At 44.3% G+C, this 21,602-nt stretch carries 15 protein-coding genes; 11 read left to right on the top strand and 4 right to left on the bottom strand.

All coding sequences use genetic code 11. The features are described 5' to 3' along the window. The first annotated feature begins 16 nt into the window (after window positions 1-16). The 7 genes from E7Z59_RS05190 (at window position 17) to E7Z59_RS05160 (ending at window position 12,273) form a co-directional block, all read left to right on the top strand. Window positions 17-2,833 carry a helix-turn-helix and ligand-binding sensor domain-containing protein gene (locus E7Z59_RS05190; protein WP_136335214.1) on the top strand — a complete coding sequence of 939 codons (2,817 nt, stop codon included), beginning with the start codon at window positions 17-19 and terminating at the stop codon, window positions 2,831-2,833. Between the two features lie 256 nt (window positions 2,834-3,089). Continuing rightward, a complete protein-coding gene (locus E7Z59_RS05185) occupies window positions 3,090-6,140 on the top strand; it encodes a SusC/RagA family TonB-linked outer membrane protein (RefSeq protein ID WP_136335213.1) in 3,051 nt (1,016 codons plus the stop codon). A gap of 8 nt (window positions 6,141-6,148) precedes the next feature. After that, window positions 6,149-7,681, top strand: coding sequence for a RagB/SusD family nutrient uptake outer membrane protein (locus E7Z59_RS05180; protein WP_136335212.1), 1,533 nt, complete (start codon window positions 6,149-6,151; stop codon window positions 7,679-7,681). Window positions 7,682-7,703: 22 nt separating this feature from the next. Further along, entirely contained in the window at window positions 7,704-9,302 is a 1,599-nt protein-coding gene (locus E7Z59_RS05175; RefSeq protein ID WP_136335211.1) for a hypothetical protein, read from the top strand. Window positions 9,303-9,315: 13 nt separating this feature from the next. Then, window positions 9,316-10,233 (top strand): glucan endo-1,3-beta-D-glucosidase, encoded by a 918-nt coding sequence (locus tag E7Z59_RS05170; RefSeq protein ID WP_136335210.1) that lies wholly within the window; start codon window positions 9,316-9,318, stop codon window positions 10,231-10,233. 133 nt (window positions 10,234-10,366) lie between these two features. Then, entirely contained in the window at window positions 10,367-11,440 is a 1,074-nt protein-coding gene (locus tag E7Z59_RS05165; protein ID WP_168731243.1) for a family 16 glycosylhydrolase, read from the top strand. A 68-nt stretch (window positions 11,441-11,508) separates the two neighbouring features. Beyond that, the gene (locus tag E7Z59_RS05160; RefSeq protein ID WP_136335208.1) at window positions 11,509-12,273 is read left to right on the top strand and encodes a glycoside hydrolase family 16 protein; all 765 of its coding nucleotides are present in this window, start codon (window positions 11,509-11,511) and stop codon (window positions 12,271-12,273) included. 66 nt (window positions 12,274-12,339) lie between these two features. Here E7Z59_RS05160 and E7Z59_RS05155 read toward each other — a convergent pair whose 3' ends face one another. After that, window positions 12,340-12,810 (bottom strand): tellurite resistance TerB family protein, encoded by a 471-nt coding sequence (locus E7Z59_RS05155; protein WP_136335207.1) that lies wholly within the window; start codon window positions 12,808-12,810, stop codon window positions 12,340-12,342. 275 nt (window positions 12,811-13,085) lie between these two features. Here E7Z59_RS05155 and bglX point away from each other — a divergent pair, with 275 nt between their 5' ends. After that, on the top strand, window positions 13,086-15,374 hold the full coding sequence (bglX, locus tag E7Z59_RS05150; RefSeq protein WP_136335206.1) for a beta-glucosidase BglX: 2,289 nt from the start codon (window positions 13,086-13,088) through the stop codon (window positions 15,372-15,374). 18 nt (window positions 15,375-15,392) lie between these two features. Here bglX and E7Z59_RS05145 read toward each other — a convergent pair whose 3' ends face one another. From E7Z59_RS05145 to E7Z59_RS05135, 3 genes are all read right to left on the bottom strand, one after another. Next, complete coding sequence (locus tag E7Z59_RS05145; protein ID WP_136335205.1) at window positions 15,393-16,133, bottom strand: SOS response-associated peptidase; 741 nt, start codon at window positions 16,131-16,133, stop codon at window positions 15,393-15,395. 117 nt (window positions 16,134-16,250) lie between these two features. Continuing rightward, entirely contained in the window at window positions 16,251-16,496 is a 246-nt protein-coding gene (locus E7Z59_RS05140; RefSeq protein WP_136335204.1) for a hypothetical protein, read from the bottom strand. A gap of 108 nt (window positions 16,497-16,604) precedes the next feature. Continuing rightward, window positions 16,605-17,849, bottom strand: a complete 1,245-nt coding sequence (locus E7Z59_RS05135; protein WP_136335203.1) for a 3-deoxy-D-manno-octulosonic acid transferase — start codon at window positions 17,847-17,849, stop codon at window positions 16,605-16,607. A gap of 99 nt (window positions 17,850-17,948) precedes the next feature. On the opposite strand from E7Z59_RS05135, the gene E7Z59_RS05130 reads away from it, so the two are divergent. From E7Z59_RS05130 to E7Z59_RS05120, 3 genes are all read left to right on the top strand, one after another. Further along, window positions 17,949-19,100, top strand: coding sequence for a DegT/DnrJ/EryC1/StrS family aminotransferase (locus E7Z59_RS05130; protein ID WP_136335202.1), 1,152 nt, complete (start codon window positions 17,949-17,951; stop codon window positions 19,098-19,100). A 21-nt stretch (window positions 19,101-19,121) separates the two neighbouring features. After that, window positions 19,122-20,138 carry a UDP-glucose 4-epimerase GalE gene (gene galE / locus E7Z59_RS05125; protein WP_136335201.1) on the top strand — a complete coding sequence of 339 codons (1,017 nt, stop codon included), beginning with the start codon at window positions 19,122-19,124 and terminating at the stop codon, window positions 20,136-20,138. Window positions 20,139-20,216: 78 nt separating this feature from the next. Continuing rightward, on the top strand, window positions 20,217-21,494 hold the full coding sequence (locus E7Z59_RS05120; protein ID WP_136335200.1) for a metal-dependent hydrolase family protein: 1,278 nt from the start codon (window positions 20,217-20,219) through the stop codon (window positions 21,492-21,494). The last annotated feature ends 108 nt before the right edge of the window (window positions 21,495-21,602 follow it).

The following is a 21,602-nucleotide window of genomic DNA, read 5'->3' as shown; positions in this document are numbered from 1 at the left end:
AGTAATTACCCGCGTTATGCCCTCTAAGTATTTGATCACCGGCCTGCTCTTTTTATTCTCCTGTCTTACTTTTCAAGTGAACGCCCAGGAAATACCACCCGTAAACCGCTACAGTCCGGCACAATACAAGGCCGGTAATCAAAACTGGATGATCGATCAGGATGAGAACGGTTGGATGTACTTTGCTAATAATGATGGTTTACTAACCTATAACGGGGCACAGTGGTCTACCTATCCTTCTCCCAATAACAGTATTATGCGGTCAGTAAAGGTCATTGACGATAAGATCTTTACAGGTTGTTATATGGAATTTGGCTATTGGGAAACTCAAACCGACGGACAGTTAGCATACACTTCCCTCTCTGACTCCTATAAAGACCTGCTTATTGAAGATGAGCAATTCTGGAATATTGCCGTTCAGGAAGATTTTATCCTTTTTCAATCCCTCAACCGCATTTTAAGTTATAACACAAAAGATCAAAGTATACAGGCTGTTACCGATGGCTTTTCTATAACCAAAATGATCAAGCTTGACAATGACATCTTTTTTCATGCTATGGGTGAAGGCCTGATGAAACTGGAACAAGGCCGTGCTATTCCGGTGATCACCGATCCGGTGATCAAGAATTCCAGGATCGCGCAAATTATTAAAAGAGGTGACACCCTTTTCATTCTAACCCAACAAAACGGAATTTACAATTGGGATAAGGTAAACGGGATAGAAAAAGTGATCATTCCTGAAGTGGGTAATGAACCCGGCATTTATAGTGCCAAAAGATTACAGAACGGCATGATCGCCCTGGGTACCATTGCACAGGGAACCATTATACTCAACAACGACCTTGAAGTTAGCTTACACCTGGATCAAAGCACAGGACTCAGCAACAACACAGTACTGTCATTATTTGAGGACGAACGGGGCAACTTATGGACCGCCATGGATAACGGGATAAATTGCATCAACCTGCCGGCCCCATTTAAACGCTATATTGAACCTAACGGAAAGCTTGGCACCGTATACACCTCCATAAAGGTTAATGATATTCTTTACCTGGGAACAAATCAGGGCCTGTTTTATCAAAGAGATGGTGAAAATTCTTTTCAATTGATCGAGGGTACAAAATCGCAGGTTTGGGCCTTATTTTATTACGACAACACCCTGTTCTGCGGGCATGATTCCGGTTCGTTTATCATAGAAGGCACCAAGGCTGTTAAGATCTCTCAGGTACCGGGCACATGGGATTTCAGATCAGTTCCCGGCCAACCCAACCGCATCATTCAGGGAAATTACAACGGATTTCATCTTCTTGAGAAGTCTAATGATACCTGGAACTACAGCCGGCCCATAACCGGTTTTACTATTTCTTCCAAACATTTTGAGATCACTGATGACCTAAAAATTTTCATGAGCCATGAATATAAAGGGCTCTATAAACTCGATCTGGATGCCACTCTGACCAAGGTGATCAAAGCAGAGAAGCTCACCGAACCGGCAAAGGGGAAGAATTCGGGTTTAACAAAATTTGACCATGATATCTATTATGCCAACCAGGAGGGCATCTACAAATTTTGCCCTGATGCTGAGAACGGATTCGAAAAAAGCGACCTTCTATCAAACCTCTTTAACAACGGTCAGTATGTCTCAGGAAAAATGATCAACGACCGTTTTGGACGCTTGTGGTTGTTTACACGAGAAAACCTTATTCAGATATCAGACGGAGCATTAACTGAAAGCCCGCAGATAAAAAAAATACCCATTCCCTATGAAGAGATACGCGCCATTGGGGGGTATGAACATATCAATGCCTTAGACCAAAATCAATATTTAATAGCCAGTAAAGACGGGTATGTGGTATTTAATACCTCCATTACAGACTCAGGCCAATACAGCATCGGCCTAACTGAGGTATCACGGTCGACCCGCGACCAGACAGCGTCTTTCGGCATGCATTTAAACAACCCATCTCCACTGCCGTATAAGAGCAATCAGATCTCTTTTTCCTATGCCATTCCGGGTTATAAAAAATATGCAGACAATCAATATCAATATATGCTCAGTGGCATTCATAAAGAATGGTCTTCCTGGAGCACCCAACCTAATGTGAAATTCGAGAATCTGCCTTTTGGAAATTACACTTTTAAGGTACGAGGAAAAATAGGGAATCAAATGACCGGGAATACAGCGGAGTATCAATTCAGGATCCTCCCACCCTGGTATTTCTCCAGGATCGCAATCGCGTGCTATCTGATACTCCTGGTATTGCTTGGATTTTTGATCAATCAACAATACAAAAGACATTATCAGCTAAAGCAGGAGGGCTTATTGAAAAAGGCTGAAGAAAAACACAGGCTTGAGCAGCTGGAGAAAGAGCAGGAACTCACCAAACTCAGAAATGAAAAACTGCGACAGGATGTAAGCAGTAAGAGCAGAGAATTGGCCGCCTCTACCATGAATATCATTAAGAAGAATGAATTCCTGATCGAGATACGCGACAACCTTAAAAACCTCAACGGTAATCCCGAAAAGAAAGTAAGATCCATTATTACCAGCATCAACAAGGACATCAATGAAGAGGACAACTGGAACCTGTTTAAAGACGCCTTTAACAATGCAGATAAGGACTTTCTGAAGAAGGTTAAAGACCGTCACCCTAATTTAACATCCAACGATCTTCGCTTATGCGCCTACCTTCGATTGAATTTATCATCTAAAGAGATCGCCCCACTACTGAACATTTCTGCCAGAAGTGTCGAGATCAAGCGATATCGTTTGCGTAAAAAGATGGATCTGGCCCACGAAGAACGCCTTACCGAATACATCCTCTCTATTTAAAACCTCAACTTGGAGGAAAAACACCTATACATCACCTATACAAAAGTGTAAAAACGCCTATACGTGTAGTTAAAATCTTCCTTAGACAGTGAGTGTTGACCACGCCAAATTCCTTTACCACAAAGGCAATTACAAGGTTTTCGTTGATGAAATCGGAATTTAACATTGTAATATTTGTGATGTATGAATTTTGTTGAGGTCAATTCTGAGAATATGATATCATTCCTACATAGTTTTATAGGACAAAATCATTTCTATGAACGCTAGACTAATATTCTTCACTATTTTCCTCTTTTCGGGATTCCTGATGGCTCAGGAAGTCGATCTGAGCGGTACGGTGAGAGAAGCAGAAACGGGGATTCCCATTCCCGGTGCCAACATCACCATTAAGAACACAACTCGGGGTACGAGTACCGATTTTGACGGAAACTTTATTTTAAGTGGAGTCCCCAGGGGCTCAACACTGGTTGTTTCCTACATCGGATTCAGAACCCAGGAGATCACGGTAGGAGATGCTACTGTGTTAAACATTGACCTTTTAACCGACACCCAGGCTCTTGATGAGGTCGTGGTTGTGGGGTACGGTACACAAACCAAAAAAGAACTAACCGGTGCAGTTACTGCCATTAACGCCGAATCTATTGAAGCGGTGAATCCGCAGCGGGTAGAACAGGCCCTCCAGGGGCAGGTTGCCGGGGTGCAGGTCACCACCACCTCGGGATCTCCGGGTGCTGCCTCCAACATCAGGATCAGAGGTATCTCAACCAACGGAGATAACAGACCCCTGATTCTTGTAGATGGGAACGTTATTGAAGACCTTTCGGTATTGAACCCGGGAGATATTGAATCGATGACAGTCCTGAAAGATGCTACTGCCGGTATTTATGGGGTACGTGCTGCCAACGGGGTTATTCTGATCACTACCAAGACCGGTAAAAAGAATACTGCCCTGAAATTTAGCTACGATGCCTACGGCGGTTTCCAGGAAACCAGCAGAAAGCTCCCTGTACTGAACGCTACGGAATATGCGGTGATCACCAATGAAGCCGCGGCAGCAGGAGGATCCTCTCTCCCCTTCCCAAATATCAGAGATCTTGGAGTAGGAACCGACTGGCAGGATGAGGTATTCACCAAAGCACCCATCTTTAATCACAACCTGACCATGACAGGAGGTACAGAAAAATCCCGTTACTCTTTCGGGGTATCTTACCTGACTCAGGATGGTATCGTGGGGGGAGATAAATCTAACTTCAACAGAACTACGCTAAGGGCCAACTACAACATTGACCCCATCGAAAATCTGAAGATAACCACCAACGTACTTTATACCGGCACCAACAGAAGAACACTTCCTGAAAATGCCCTGGGCTCTGTGCTCTTTAACGCGTTGAATAACGCCCCAACATTTGCTCCGAGAAATCCGGATGGCACATTTACCACGGCTGACGGTTTGGGGCAGGAGATCATTAACCCGTTGGCGCAAATGGAAAACACCTATAACAAGACTGCTGTAGATCGTATCAGTGGTAAGATAGGAGCACGTTATGAGTTCTTAGATGGTTTTTCAGCAGAATCCAGCCTTCAGTTTAACTATGCTGAAGTAGACGGTAAGTTCTTCGAGCCTATCGTTTCTTACGGGGTCGGTAAGACCTTTAACAGAACCAACAACTCTGTTTTTGAGAATTTCGATATCTATAAAGATTACACCTGGGATTCATTCCTTAACTATGACAAGGATTTCGGAGACCACAATGTTAAAGCGACTTTAGGTATGTCTGTGTTCAGAACCCGCGGAGACCTTGGCGGATTCAGAGGAAACCGTTTGCCGACTAATGAATGGCTGGAGGCGAGCGTAGATGTAGCAGAAGAGGTTGAAGATGTTTACCGTAATGGTGGAGATAAATTCGACGAAAGACTGCTTTCTTACTTTGCAAGAGCGCAGTACAACTACCAGAATAAATACTTATTCTCTGCACTGATAAGACGTGATGGTTCTACCAAATTCGGACCTGAGAATCGTTTTGGATACTTCCCTTCCGGATCTGTAGGTTGGGTAGTTAGTGAAGAGGATTTCTTCGGAGAAGGCAGTACAGTAACCTTCCTGAAATTCAGAGGAAGTTACGGTATCGTTGGTAACGACCGAATTCCGGCTAACGCATTCCGATCTTTACTTAACGGTGAAGGGGAATATGTATTCAGTGGTCCTTCTATTACGGGAGATTTCAATGACGAATCACTTGAGTTAGGTGCTGCTGCAGGTATACTTGCAAACCCGCTAATACAGTGGGAAGAGCAAAAGACCCTCGATATTGGTATGGACATGCGTATGTTCGACAGCCGTTTGAACGTAACTGCAGATTACTTTAAAAAGACTACAGAGAACCTCCTGGTAAGTCCGCCGGTATCCGGAATTCTTGGAGCAGCCGCTCCTGGTGCCGGATTACCTATAGTAAATGCCGGTACCGTAGAGAACGAAGGTTTCGAATTTGTTCTTGGATGGTCTGACAACCCTTCTGATGACTTCAGCTATAACATCAGCTATAACATGACCTTCCTTAGAAACGAAGTGCTTTCTGTAAACAACGGAGTAGGATTTATTCCCGGAGGAGGTTTTGGTGTAGGTCAGGACTTCCCTTCGAGAATGGAAGACGGTAAACCCCTGGGGTATTTCTACGGATATGAGACCGATGGTGTTTTCCAGACCCAGGAAGAAGTTGATGCTCACGCCACGCAGGTAAATGCTGCTCCCGGTGAGTTAAGATTTGTAGACACCAACGGAGACGGTGTTATTGATGAGACTGACCGTACAGATATCGGTAACCCCATCCCTGATGCAACTTTAGGTTTTAACCTTGGGTTCAACTATAAGAACTTTGACTTTAGCGCTTACACCTTCGGATCTGTCGGAAATGAGATCGTTCGTAACTACGAGCGTGCTATTCCCGGGGTGAACCGTATGAACTATGTACTAAACCGTTGGACAGGACCGGGATCAACAAATACCGACCCAAGAGTGACCACCGGTGCTACTTCAAGTATTCTGTTCTCTGATTACTATGTAGAAGATGGGTCTTTTATTAGAATTCAGAATGTGCAGCTTGGATACACCTTTGATCCGGATACTATGGCAAATGTAGGTATCGACCAATTCCGTATTTATCTTTCGGCGAACAACCTGTATACCTTTACCGAGTACCGCGGTTATGATCCGAGTGCTTCCAGTGGAGCTCCTATTGGTGGAGGTATTGACCAGGGATTCTATCCTGTGCCACGCACCTATTTACTGGGCTTAAACTTTAAATTTTAAAAACTCTGATGATGAAATACAACACTTTAAAATACATGTTGATGATCTGTCTTGCTGCGGTAACTACTGTGGCCTGTACAGACGACTTTGTGGACGTGGATTCGTTCGACAAGAACTCAGAGAGCTTTTTTACTACTGAAGAGGAGTATTACGAGGGTCTGGTAGCTGCCTATGACCTTTTGCAAGCGGGATACCTGAAAAATATGGTAGGTGAGATCGCTTCAGATAACACCCTTGCCGGGGGCGAGAGTGCTACCGACGTTATCGGGATCCAGGAGATCGATGATATGATCCATACTCCCGTGAATCAGCAATTACGTGATATCTGGTCATGGACTTTTGCAGGTGTAAATCGTGCGAATTATATCCTTGAGTTTAAAGACAATATCGACTTTCCGGGTAAGGAGACCATCCTTGCAGAGGCTACCTTCCTGAGAGCGTATTACTACTTTGACCTTGTAAAATGGTTCGGAGATGTGCCTTTAGCGGTAGATAAACGATTCCAGTTCGGTGATGAGCAAAATGTAGAGCGCACACCTAAAGCCGAAGTGTATGCTCAGATCGAAGCAGACCTTATCTATGCAGCAAGCGTATTGGATTACGCTCCAGCTAACGGACAGATTGGTAGAGCTACAAAAGGAGCTGCCTTAGCGCTTCTTGGAAAAGTATACCTCTATCAGGATAAGTTCTCTGAAGCTGCTACGGTACTTCAGGAGGTGATCAATAGCGGTCAGTATGCACTTACCCAACCGGTAGGAGCAGACATTACACAAGTAGGTATCTATGAAACCCTTCCTAATGAAGCTTATGAAATGCTTTTTGAGCGAAGGGGAGAAAATGGATCAGAGTCTGTTTTTGAAGTACAGTACACCGATACACAAGGTGCAGGATTTGGATGCTTGCAGTGTGTAGAAGGTAACGTTGCTGTTGGATTCCAGGGGCCAAGAGGCTATTCAGGGTTCCATTTCGATTCAGGATTCAGTTTCAGTGTTCCAACACAAGAGGCTTATGACGCCTATGCCGAAAACGATGTCAGAAGAGATCTTTCCATTCTTAATATCGTTACGTGGAACGAGGCTACCGGATCTGTTTACAATGAAGCTGCCGGATATGAGCAAACAGGATTCTTTAACCGTAAGTATATCCCAAGACAGGATGACCTGAATACGGGTGACCCTAACCTTAACAACCCGGCAAACTATCGTGCCATTCGTTATGCCGATGTACTGTTGATGGCTGCAGAAGCTATTAACCGCGGTGGTTTAGGAGATGCGCAGGCAAGAGAATACCTGAACCAGGTGAGAAGCAGAGCAGGTTTGGCTGATGTTACCCTTTCGGGGAACGCCCTTACCAATGCTATCTATGATGAAAGAAGATTAGAACTCATGGGAGAAGGACACCGTTTCTTTGACCTTGTTCGTACCGGAAGAGCCGCTCAAACCATCCCAGGTTTCCAGGCCGGAAAGCACGAATTGTTCCCTATTCCTTCTGTAGAGATCGAGTTAGCGGGTAACCGTTGGCCACAAAACCCAGGCTATTAATTAAACACAAATTTACCTATATATGAAAACGCTCAAAAATCTATTAATTTATATGTTCTCCCTGACGGCCCTAGTTTTGGTTTCGTCTTGTGAGAAGGAAGAAACATCCTATGCATTCCAGGATGTTTCAGCACCGACCAACGTTGCTATTGCTTTTGATATTGCTCAGGACGATAGCGGTACTGTAACTGTAACCCCTTCGGCTGAAGGCGCCACCATGTTCGAGATCTTTTTTGGAGATGTAGAAGATGAAACTGCTGTGCAGGTTGCTCCGGGGGAGAGTGCAGATCACGTGTATGCCGAAGGATCTTACGAAATGAAGGTTGTTGCAATAGGCATCAGCGGATTGACCAGTGAGCTCACTAAGGTTGTAGACATTTCTTTCAGCAAGCCTGAAAACCTTGTATTGGATATTCAGACTACCAACCTTACCGCCAAAGTAACCCCTACTGCAGAGAACGCAGCTGCGTTTGATATCTACTGGGGTGTTGAAGATGAAAACGGTGCGCCTATCATGACTACGGTTATGGATGGTGTAACTGCACTTTATTCTTACCCGGCAGAAGGTGCTTATACAGTGAAGGTGGTTGCAAGAGGTGCCGGATCGGGTACTGCTGAAGCGACTGTTGTTCTTAATGTTAGCATTTCTGTTCCTGAAACCCTTTCGTTCCCACTTGATTTCGAAAATCCGGCTCTTACTTATGAGTGGATCGCATTTGGCGGTGCAGAAGGTCTTGCTAATATCGTAGCGAATCCTGATATGAGCCAGGCGAACCCAAGTGAAAATGTTCTTGAGCTTCAAAAACCGGAAGGTGCTGAAGTATGGTCAGGAGCCGTCCTTCCAATGGAAGAGCCTATCAACTTTGCTGATGGAAACGTAATTACAGTAAATGTATGGTCTCCAAGAGCAGGTGTTCCGATCCTTCTGAAGATCGAGAGCAGTGCAGATCCATCAAACGTATTTGCTGAGGTATTCGCAACTACTACCAAGGCCGGTCAGTGGGAAGCGCTTGCATTTGATATGAGTACTTTCGATGGATTTGATCCAAACAATTCTTACGACGGGGTTGTAATATTCGGAGACTTTGGTACTGCAGGACAAGGCGAAACCTTCTACTTCGACGACTTCCAGGTAGGACTTCAATCACAGTCTTTACCGATGACCTTTGAAGAAACAGGAGTTAATAACATCTGGTACCCATTTGGAGGCGTAGAGCCTGCTGTTATTGCCAATCCTGACCAATCAGGAGAAAATACCAGCGCAACTGTTCTGCAGCTTACTAAAACCGCAGGTGCTGAAGTTTGGGGTGGTGTTGCTTCAGAAGCTTTAAGAGGAGCTATAGACTTTAGCACATCAACTGTTGTCAGCGTAAAAGTTTGGTCCCCTAAGGTTGGAGCTAATATCCTGCTTAAATTGGAGAACGCAGAAAACGCTGATATTGCAGTAGAATTACCTGTTCTAACAACAGTTGCCAATGGTTGGGAAACCCTGACGTTTGATATGAGCGCAGGAGCTTTTGATCCGGCCGCTGAGTATAGCAGAATAGTCATTTTCCCTGATTTCGGAACCAATGGTGCTGAAGAGGTGTACTATTTTGATGATATAGAAGTTATTCAATAATAAACGATTGATTATGCAAAAATTTATAAGATCGATGTCTGTACTATGGCTTTTAGCCATAGTACTGGTATCGTGCCATGAAGATCGTGCCACTCTCGACCCCATTAACGCTCCGGGTAACCTGGAAGTAGCGGTTGAAATTGTTGGCGCAGATGACGCGAATCCTTACGGAGATGGAAGTGGTATGGTATATGTAAAGGCCATGGCCAGCAATGCCGTGACCTATCAGATCACATTGAACGGGGTTACTAAAGCCACCTCAGGAGGCGAAGCCTCTTTCGGGGTTACCTCTACCGGTTTAAAGACCTATAATCTCAATGTAGTTGCCAGCGGCCAGGGAGGTTTATCTACCAGTAAAAATATGCCTTTAGAGATCCTCTTCACCTATGAGCCTCCTCAGGATCTATTGGACATGCTTTATGCCGATGGTTCACGTGAATGGAGAATCAAGGCTGAGGCTCCGGGACACTTTGGTCTCGGACCGGTGGGTGGCCAGATCCCAACTGAGTGGTATGGTGCCGGTGCTAATGAAAAAGAAGGACGTGGCATGTATGATGACCGTTATACCTTTAACGCAGACGGAACATTTACCCATGTTACCAATGGAGATGTGTTTGGTCGTGTGAACCTTATCGATGAACTTGGTGGTTCAGGAGGTGAAGAAGAAGGTGCCGATATCATCAACTACCAGTTTGGAGATTATACCGAGAACTGGGCGCTTAGTGAAGTTAATGGAACCGAAGTGCTAATTCTTAACGGAATTGGTTTCTTCGGATACTATACCGGAGGTGACCATGTATACCAGATCTTTGAACGTGACGCGAACGAAATGCTGGTAAAGACCACCGATGGAAATGGTGAATTTGACTGGTGGTTCATCCTTATTGCTACCGATGCCGGTTCAGGAGTAGATGCCAAGGAGGTTAAATAACCCAAGTGATTCTGTAAAACTTAAAGAATACAGGATTTACTTATCCAATATCAAGAACTCCTTCACCTGCCCATCCCGGCTATGAAGGAGTTTTTTCTTGATGATATCAATGAATATGACTAAAAAAGGAAAAATGCAAAAGATATTCCAAACCTTGTCGGTTATGCTGTTCCTCTCCCTGTTGCAGTACTCCTGCTCAGGAGATAGTGAACCGGCGATCGATGAAAAGGACACCCCTCCTACCAACCTGCAAGTATCGTTTCAAATTGTAGGAGAGAATACTGATCCTGAAGGAAATGGAAGTGGTATCGTTCACTTCGAAGCCAGTGCAACTAATGCTTTAGATTATCAATACGCCTTTAACAACCAGGAGGTGAATGCCCCTGATGGCGCCACTACGATAACCTTCGGTGCTACCGGAACCTATTCGGTAACCGTAACCGCCCTGGGAGAAGGAAACACTTCTTTGAGCAGGGAAATAACCGTTTCGGTATTTGTTGATCCGGACCTGGTATGGGCTCAGGAATTTGAACAAGAAGGCGCTCCTGACCCCGAGTTTTGGAATTTCGAGTTAGGTGATGGCTGTGACCAAGGTATATGCGGTTGGGGCAATGGCGAGCAACAATGGTATACCAATGAACCCGATAACATTATTGTGGAAGATGATGTTCTTAAGATAACCGCAAAGGCAGAAGCACGAAATGGGTATAACTATACCTCGGCAAGAATCACCACTAAGAACAAGTTTGCATTTACCTATGGCCGTGTTGAAGTACGTGCCAAACTTCCTGAAGGAGGCGGCACCTGGCCGGCCATCTGGATGTTAGGATCGAATATTGACCAGGTGGGATGGCCAAAATGCGGCGAGATCGACATTATGGAACATACCGGCAATGACCCCGGTCGCGTTTCAGCAGCCACCCACGATGAATTTTACCACGCTGGCAATGCACGATATTACTGGACAGATGTTTCCAACGTCTCTACAGAATACCATATATACAGCCTGAATTGGGATGAAAACGGAATGGACTTCTTTGTAGACGGCAACCTTTTCTTTGAATCACCCAACAGCAGTGAGCTTCCCTATAACCAGGACTTCTATCTCCTGCTGAATATTGCCATGGGAGGCAACCTGGGAGGCACTATCGATGAATCATTCTCATCAGGCAGCATGGAAATCGATTATATAAGAGTTTACCAATAGTTCATAGGTGAATTAGTTTTAAAATGCTGTGCCATTATGGTGCAGCATTTTATTTGAAAATATTGATTATGAGATATTTACCGTTCATACTTTTATTCAGCTTTTATTTGAGTTCGTGTCAAAACGAGGAATTGATGCTCACTGAAGAATTTGAGGGTACTACCCTGAACCCGGAGCTCTGGAATATCGTAACAGGCGATGGTTGTCCTACCATTTGCGGATGGGGCAATAATGAACGTCAAACCTACACCGATAACAACCACCGACTTGAAGACGGGAAGTTAATAATTACTGCCCGGAAGGAAGATACGCTCTACACCTCCACAAGGATCAATACCAAAGGAAAGTTTGAAATTCAATATGGCACCGTGGAAATTCGTGCCGATATTCCTCCCGGAAAAGGATTGTGGCCGGCATTCTGGATGTTAGGTTCTAATATAGACCAGGTGGGTTGGCCGGCCTGCGGAGAGATCGATATCATGGAATACGTAGGACGCAATCCCGGTGAAATATTCACCACCCTGCACACCACCGCTACCCATGGTGACAATGCCAGCAGCAAAACCACTCCTTTTGAGAACATTGAAAAAGGTTTCCATGATTATAAAATGTCCTGGACTTCTGAAGCCATTCGCTTTTATGTGGATAATACCCCGGTATACACCTATGCCCCAGAAGTAAAGAACAAGGATACCTGGCCCTTTGACCAACCTTTTTATCTGTTGATCAATCTTGCAGTAGGAGGAACTTTTGCCGGACAGGAAATAGACCCTCACAGTCTTCCGGCTGAATACAAAATAGAACATATAAAAGTGTGGAAGAACACCCCCTGAAGACCCATGTAGAAAATTACATATACGTTCCTTGAAAATCCTTTGATTAGTGAAAGTCGTATGTCTTTAAGATTCTTTCCGACTTAGACTCTTGTATTTTTTATTCTTAATGGTCATGACATCCATGATCAGGTTGGCACGTTCTTTTGACATACCTATTTCATCGCGAATCAATATAATATAGTCCTCCTCATCGTAGGTGTAATGATCGTCGGCAGCAACTCCGTCTACCAACCAGGCGAACACTGTTTCCCGGTATTTTTCCCGTATTACCTGAATACAGTCTTTAATAATTTTTTCATTCTTGTGATCTCTGAGCATATCGTGAAACTTATCCTGACATTTCATCAGATCGAGTTCAGCGCTGCAAAACTTTCTGGCCATAGCCTGATAACTGTTGATCTCTTCCGGGGTGAAATTATGAGTCCCCATAATGATATAAGCCAGGCACATGATAGCCTCCTGCTCATCAAGCCCGCAAAGCGGGCTGACCTTTATTGTGGTCATATTATTTTTTGACATTTGATCTCCATCCATATGACGTTTGTTTTCTATTAGCGTTAAAACCGGGAGTTAATGGGGCGGTAAATAGAGTCGGAATAAATATTTGATTCGTCTTTTAAGAAATTCCTTTTAAATTTAGTAAATGTTTAGAAATCAAAATCATATCCCTCTCATTTTAATTTGACAACCCAATTTAAAACATCAAGTCTCACGCTTACATGTAAAAACCAGGTATTACTATGAACTGTTATTCTGTTCAACCAACCCTTAAACGCTAGACTCTTTGAGATGTACAAAACTATAATGTAATGAAAAATATATCCCTTTTATTTATCCTTACGGCCGTGTTCTTTTCTTGTAAAAAAGAAGCCACGGTTACCTCTATAAACGACCCAATAACCACAAAAGTCGACTCCTTACTGGCTATTATGACCCTTGAAGAAAAGGTCGGACAGATGAACCAATACAATGGCTTCTGGAATGTTACCGGCCCGGCCCCAAAGGAAGGAGATGCAGCGGCCAGGTACGACGATCTCCGAAATGGACGCGTAGGTTCCATGCTGAATGTCACAGGGGTAGAAGAGGTTCGGAAAGTGCAAAAGATCGCGGTGGAAGAATCGAGATTAGGCATTCCTTTGATCATCGGTTTCGATGTTATTCACGGGTATAAAACGATCAGTCCCATCCCCCTGGCCGAGGCCGCCAGTTGGAATATGGAGTTGATCAGGCGATCGGCAGAAGTAGCCGCCAGAGAGGCCGCAGCCAGTGGTATCAACTGGACCTTTGCACCGATGGTGGATATTTCACGTGATGCCCGATGGGGCCGGGTTATGGAGGGGGCCGGAGAAGACCCCTACCTGGGCAGTTTAATAGCAGCCGCCAGGGTTACCGGGTTCCAGGGAGATGACCTTTCCTCTCCCCTTACCATAGCCGCCTGTGCAAAACATTTTGCCGGGTATGGATTCTCTGAAGCCGGACGAGATTACAACACTGTAGATGTAGGAACCTCTACCCTATACAACACCATCCTCCCTCCTTTCAAAGCGGCAAAAGAGGCAGGTGTAAGAACCTTTATGAACTCTTTCAATATTCTCAATGGCATTCCTGCAACCGGAAATGCATTGCTGCAGCGGGATATCTTAAAAGGTGATTGGGATTTTTCAGGATTCGTGGTATCCGACTGGGGCACCATAGACGAAATGATCTCCCATGGTTATGCCAAAGACGGTAAAGATGCTGCCCTGAAAGCTATCAAAGCAGGCTCTGATATGGATATGGAATCCTATCACTACCTCAACCATCTGAAAGAATTAGTAGAAAATGGGGCTGTTAAAGAAGGCCTCATTGACGACGCGGTGCGCCGAATACTAAGACTGAAATTCGAACTCGGACTTTTTGATGACCCATACAAATACTGTGACCCTGAAAGAGAACAGGAGATCGTAGGTAGTGATGAACACCATGCAGCCGTGCTGGAAATGGCAAAGAACTCTATTGTTCTTCTTAAGAACGAAAATGATCTCCTGCCCTTAAAAAAAGAAGGGCTTAATATTGCGCTCATAGGACCTCTTGCCGATGACAAAACATCGCCATTGGGCAACTGGCGTATCGCAGCCGACGATAGTACAGCAGTATCGGTTCTTGAAGGCTTAAATGCCTACGACGGAAATCGTATAACCCACCGTCAGGGTGTCAAGTTAATTGAAGGCACTCCGTCATTTACCCGGGAAACCCTTATAAACACCACCGATCGCAGTGGTATCTCTCAAGCCGTGGCAGCAGCCCGCGGAAAAGATGCTGTGATCATGGTACTCGGAGAACACGGTTTTCTTTCAGGAGAGGCCAGAAGTAGGGCATCTCTTGATCTCCCCGGACTTCAACAAGAACTCCTCGAGGCTGTTTACAAGGTAAATAAGAACGTAATCCTGGTACTGATGAACGGCCGACCCCTGACCATAAATTGGGCCGATAAGAACATTCCGGCCATTGTAGAGGCATGGCAACTGGGATCTGAAAGCGGACACGCCATTGCTCAGGTACTCTACGGAGATCATACCCCATCAGGTAAATTACCCATGACCTTCCCCAAAGATGTAGGTCAGTTACCCCTGTATTACAATTACATGAACACAGGCAGACCCAACACTAATAATCCTGGAGAAGTTTTCTGGTCGCACTATATCGATATGGAAAACACCCCCCTCTACCCTTTCGGCCATGGATTAAGTTATACTTCTTTTAAATATGATAAATTGAAAATATCTAAAGACAGTATACAGGATGAAGAGGTCCTGGAAGTCAGTTTTGAACTCACCAATACGGGAGAACGCACAGGTACAGAAACGGCCCAGTTGTACATTAGAGACCATGTTGCCAGCAGAACAAGACCGGTAAAAGAGCTTAAGAAATTTATGCAGGTAATCCTTAAGCCGGGAGAAACCCAAACCATAATTATGACTATTTCTGAAGAAGATCTGGCCTTTTACACTGATCATAATCGTTGGCAGGCAGAAACAGGCAATTTCAGCATATTTATAGGAGGCAGCTCAGAAACGAGCCTTGACACCTCCTTTTATTACAAGAATAATATATTCTGATGAAGTAAATACCCGGTTTTAAAACAAGGTATTTAATTCGGGATAATTATACCTGGTAAGGATCTCTGCATGATCAGAATTGACTTTGCTCTTGTAGAGGTCTTTACTTACCGGGTATCCTTCTAATTTTTCGTCGGGATAGGCAGTTTCCAGTAATTCCCTCACGCTTTCTTCCTCCAGTTCAGGGTCAAGCCATGTCTTTTCAGCTATTCCATGTAAGATCACCGGCTGGCGCTTTTTTACATTGTGAATGTCAGAGAAAAAGGGAGAGGCCTCCCTTGTTAAAACAGCCATGGTTACATACCCATCAGGACTCCTGTTGTATATGCCAGCCAGCGCAAAACTTTCTCTGTCCTGTCTGGTAATGAAATACGGGTATTTTTTCTTCAGGTGCTCATGAGGTTCAAAGAAACCGTCAACCGGAATAATACACCTTCGGCTTAAGGCAGATCTCTTATAAATAAAATGATCAAAAAGTTTCTCCGAACGTGCATTAAGCCCGCTTCCAAACCGTATGCTCTCCTTGTAGTACTGTTTATAATTTGCTCCCGCCTGATCCGGAGGCATAATACCCCACATAGCCGGGGTGAGGAATGAAGGCTTCTCCTGGGGGATCATCAGTAAATTTTGATGAGCGAAGCCGTTGGAATGGTAGAAAGTAAAATCTGTTTCGCCTATATCGAACTCAGGGTCACGCTTTACTTTAAAGCGCCTTTCTAATTGTGAAGTGGTTTTAGTCTGGCTGGTATGATAACACATATTTTATCAGATCTCTCCTCAATTTAACTATTTAAACATAAAAGTCCCTGAGGTGCGTCCAAAAAAAAAGCCCTGCGATGCAGAGCTTTTTTTGTTAGTTAGAAGGTCCTATATGGATTACTCCTGAGAAGTAGTATCAATTACTTCTTCAGTAGTCTCTTCTACTTCTTCAGCGGCCTCTTCCATGGCATCTCCTGCTTCTTCAGCAGCTTCTTCCATAGCTTCACCTGTTTCTTCAGCAGCCTCTTCTACTTGTTCAACAGCTTCTTCAACAGCTGTATCTTCTTTTTTAGTTTCTCTACAAGAAGTTAATGAAACTCCCATTGCAAGCACTAGGGCAAGGCTTAAAATAACTTTTTTCATGGTTTGTGTTTTAGTTTTACTAAATAAAAGTTGCACTACGAAAAAACGATTTTCTTCGATACTCTGCAAAAGTTTTTTAACAAATTTTTTAATAAAAATTGCTAAAGATTACTTGATTAATGTACGTGTGTAATGAGTGATTTGGATCACGGCACCCCTGTTTTTTTCAATAAATTCTTTATTTACAGCTCCCATTTTACTTACAAGTTCTTGTTTTACAGAAAGTTGCCCCATTAGGTAATTGAAAGATTTTTTATCAGAAATAACCGCTATCCCGCCGGCTTCTACCAATAGTTCAGCCTCTCGAAAACCATCATAGTTCGGTCCGATAATTACAGGAATGCCAAAAACGGCAGGTTCAAGGGTATTATGAAGGCCGGTATCACCGAGTCCGCCCCCAACATAAGCCATATCTGCATAGCTATACACCCTGGTTAGTAATCCAATTGTATCCAGGATCAGCACTTTTGCAGTTGTAAGATCTTTTGTTTCCCGCTCACTAAAACGTATCACATCATCTCCAAGAGCATCTGCCAGATCATTGATCATTTTGGGCTTCATATTATGCGGGGCAATGAGGTATTTAAAATGAGCTTGCCGTTGCTCCTTTATATAAGGAACAATCACCGCCTCATCGTCAGGCCAGGTGCTCCCGGCCACAAACAACGTATGCGTTCCCTTAAATTCCTCCATGAAGTCAAGGGTATTATCTCTTGAAAGGATCTCATGAACCCTGTCAAAACGGGTATCTCCGCTTACACTGACATCTATGATACCAATACTTTTCAACAGGCTGGCTGATCCCTGATCCTGTACAAAGAGGTGTGTAAAGGTTTTTAAGGAGCGTCTCATAAATGTACCATACCATTTAAAAAAGGCCTGGTTTTCCCGAAAGATCGCTGAGATCAATAAGGTGTTTATTTCTCGTTTATGCAGCTCATGAAGGTAATTGGGCCAAAATTCATATTTAACGAATACTGCCAGTTCAGGATGGAGAAGATCAAGAAATCGTTTGGCATTCGCTCTGGTATCCATGGGCAGATAGCACACCACATCGGCCACTTCCGTATTCTTCTTAACCTCATACCCCGATGGAGAAAAAAAACTTAAAACGATCTTATGTCCAGGAAAGTCCTTTTTGGTTTGCTCTATTACGGGCAGGCCTTGCTCGAATTCTCCCAGGGAAGCCGTATGAAACCAGATCACCCTGTCTGTTGATAATATTTCTTTTTCCAGATCGGCAAAAACGTGCTTACGCCCTTTAACAAATAGAGAGAGTTTCTCATTAAAAAAGGCAATGCATTTGATCAGGAAACCGCTTAAATATACCAGTAGGTCGTAAACAAAGAGCACTTTTTCGAGTTTGGGGCTAAATTACGGTTCTTTCTCATAATTCATTGACCCCAGTTGCTTAATTTTGCAGAACTAGTAATCAATTAAGATTCCGCACCAATGAGGAAAATTCAGATGGTTGACCTCCAGGGTCAATTTCAATCCATAAAAGACCGCGTAAACACATCAATAAATGAGGTACTTGATTCCGCTGCCTTCATCAACGGACCTGAAGTACACAATTTTCAAAAGGAACTGGAAGACTACCTGGGTGTCAAGCACGTGATTCCTTGTGCAAATGGAACCGATGCCCTTCAGATCGCCATGATGGGACTCGGACTTGAACCCGGAGATGAAGTGATCACGGCCGATTTTACTTTCGCCGCGACCGTAGAAGTGATCGCCCTTTTGAAATTAACTCCTGTTCTGGTTGATGTGGAAGAAGATACCTTCAACATCGATATTCAGGCACTGGAAAAGGCCATTACGCCTAAAACCAAAGCCATTGTACCTGTACATCTTTTTGGTCAATGTGCCAATATGGATGCCATCATGAAAATTGCAGAAAAGCACAACCTGTATGTAATTGAAGATAACGCACAGGGAATCGGGGCAACCTATACAGCTCCGGACGGAAGTAAACGTAAATCAGGTACCATCGGGCACGTGGCGGCCACCTCTTTCTTTCCTTCAAAAAACCTTGGATGCTATGGTGACGGAGGTGCCATCTTTACCAACGACGACGACCTTGCTCACATCATCAGGGGTATCGTGAATCACGGCATGTATGAACGTTATCACCATGATGTAGTAGGGGTAAATTCAAGGCTTGATTCTATACAAGCTGTTGTTTTGAGAGCAAAACTCCCCTTACTTGATGAGTATAATCGTAAAAGAAGAACCTCAGCCAGGAAATACAATGCGGCCTTGAAGGATGTTAACCATGTTGTACTTCCGAAAATGGTTTCCGGTTGTGATCATATCTGCGATACCTGCGATTGTCATGTTTTTCATCAGTACACCCTGAGAATTACCAACGGTAAAAGAGATGCCCTGGCTAAACACCTGGCAGAAAAAGACATCCCCCATGGTATTTACTACCCTATTCCCCTGCACAAGCAAAAAGCCTATGCAGATGAACGCTACAATGAAGCAGATTTCCCCGTAACCAACAGATTGGTACAGGAAGTTATTTCTCTGCCCATGCATACCGAGCTTGATGATGAACAGATACAATACATTACAGACACCATCAAAAATTTCTTAAGCTAACTAACCCTATCCACACTCCCTATGAAAATACTTGTTACCGGAGGACTCGGTTTTATCGGGTCTCACACCGTTGTTGAGCTTCAACAAAAAGGCTTTGATGTTATCATTATTGACAACCTGTCTAACGCCGGAATTGAAGTCCTGGAAGGTATTACTGCCATTACGGGAATTGCGCCTGAATTCGAAAAGCTCGACCTTAAAAATAAGGTTGATGTTTCAGACTTCTTTAGTCGTCACTCTGACATCGGTGGTGTGATTCATTTTGCTGCCTCCAAGGCGGTGGGAGAAAGTGTGGAAAATCCTCTGCTCTATTACGAGAATAATATCAACACCCTTGTGTACGTTTTACAGGAATTGAGCAATAAAGACAACGCCAACTTTATTTTCAGCTCCTCTTGTACGGTTTACGGACAGGCTGACACCTTACCCATTACAGAGAGTGCTCCGGTTAAACCCGCAGAATCTCCTTATGGAAACACAAAACAAATAGGAGAAGAGATCATTCGCGATACCTGCCATATAAACAACCATTTACAGGCCATCGCGCTCCGATACTTTAACCCTATAGGCAGTCATCCAACGGCACATATAGGAGAACTTCCCATTGGAGTACCTCAAAACCTGGTTCCTTTTATTACGCAAACGGCTATCGGGATGAGGGAGCAGCTTGCTGTATTCGGCAACGATTACCCAACCGAGGATGGTACCTGTATTCGCGATTACATCCATGTGGTTGACCTGGCTAAAGCCCATGTTGTTGCCTTAGAACGACTGATCAATAAGAATAACACCGAAAACTATGAGGTGTTCAACCTCGGAACGGGAACCGGAAGTTCAGTGATGGAGGTGATCGAAAGCTTTGAAAGGGTTTCAGGTAAAAAGCTCAATTACCGCATTACTGATCGCCGACCGGGAGATGTTATTGCGGCCTATGCCGATACCACCAAAGCAAATAAGGTGTTAGGGTGGAAAGCCAAATCTACCCTTGACGATGCCATGGCTTCTGCCTGGAAGTGGGAGCAGAAAATCAGAAATTAATTTTATCTTAGAACCGCTTTATACATCCCCCGGCCACCAACCGGGGGATATTTTTAATTAACTAAACCAAATACTTTCATGAAAAAACTACTCCTTCTGGCCGCATTGTTTCTCGTTGTTGTTTCCGGTATGGCACAGGACATCTATCTGCAGTGCGGAAAGATTCTCGATGTTGAAACCGGTAAATACCTGAACGAACATACCATTATTATTTCCGGAAACAAGATCACATCGATCAAAAAAGGTTTTCAGGAGCCATTGGATGCCTCTTCCCAGGTGGTTGATCTGAAAGCCATGACAGTACTTCCGGGACTCATTGATTTCCATGTTCATATTGAAGGCGAATCAAGCCCTTCTGCCTACCTGGAAAAGTTCACCCTTGATGAGGCAGATATCGCTTTCCGCGCCCAGGAAATCGCAGCGAGAACTTTGAGAACCGGGTTTACCTCGGTACGAGACCTTGGAGGAACCGGGGTAAATATTGCCCTTAGAGATGCCATCAACAAAGGACTGGTTCAGGGACCAAGAATTTTTACTGCCGGAAAAGCCATAGGAACTACGGGCGGTCATGCCGATCCTACCAATGGTTACCGAAGTGACCTCGCCGGAGATCCGGGACCAGCTGAAGGCGTGATCAACGGAGTGGCCGATGCTCGTAAAGCTGTGAGACAACGGTATAAAAATGGAGCAGACTGTATCAAAATAACTGCAACAGGAGGTGTTCTCAGCATGGCTCATAACAGCCAAAATCCGCAATTTACCCTCGAAGAGATCAAAGAGATCTGCAAAGTAGCCAATGACTATGGCTATCACGTAGCAGCCCACGCCCACGGAGACGAGGGAATGCAGCGGGCTGTTCTTGGAGGAGTAAAAACCATTGAACACGGTACCCTGATGAGTGAAGAAACCATGGATCTGATGATCGAGCACGATGCCTACCTGGTACCTACTATTACCGCAGGAAAAGAAGTATCTATAAATGCTGAAAAGCCCGGGTACTTCCCTCCGAGAATTGCCGAAAAAGCTTTGGAGATCGGTCCTAAGATCCAAAATACCTTTAGTAAGGCCTATAAAAAAGGAGTGGGTATTGCCTTTGGCACCGATGCCGGAGTGTATACCCACGGCGAAAATGCCCGTGAATTCGTCTATATGGTGGAGGCCGGAATGAAAGAGCTCGATGCCATTAAAAGTGCAACCATGACCAATGCCATGATCCTGAAGAAAGAAAATGAGCTAGGCCAGGTAAAAGAAGGATTTCTTGCAGACATTATTGCTGTAGAAGGCGACCCTCTGAAAGACATCTCTGTTCTGGGCGATGTGCAATTCGTCATGAAAGACGGGGAGGTTATTAAATAGGTACGTAGGTACGAAGGGGAATGTTGATTATCGAAAATCTATAGCTGGTGATAAAGCAACCCCTATCCGTCCACGCTAATGCGTGGCCACCTTGCCCTGAAAGGGGAA

It is taken from the genome of Robertkochia marina, assembly GCF_004799345.1.
Classification (GTDB): domain Bacteria; phylum Bacteroidota; class Bacteroidia; order Flavobacteriales; family Flavobacteriaceae; genus Robertkochia; species Robertkochia marina.
The sequence above is the reverse complement of the archived record's forward strand: the minus strand, read 5'-3'. Positions and strand labels throughout refer to the sequence as shown.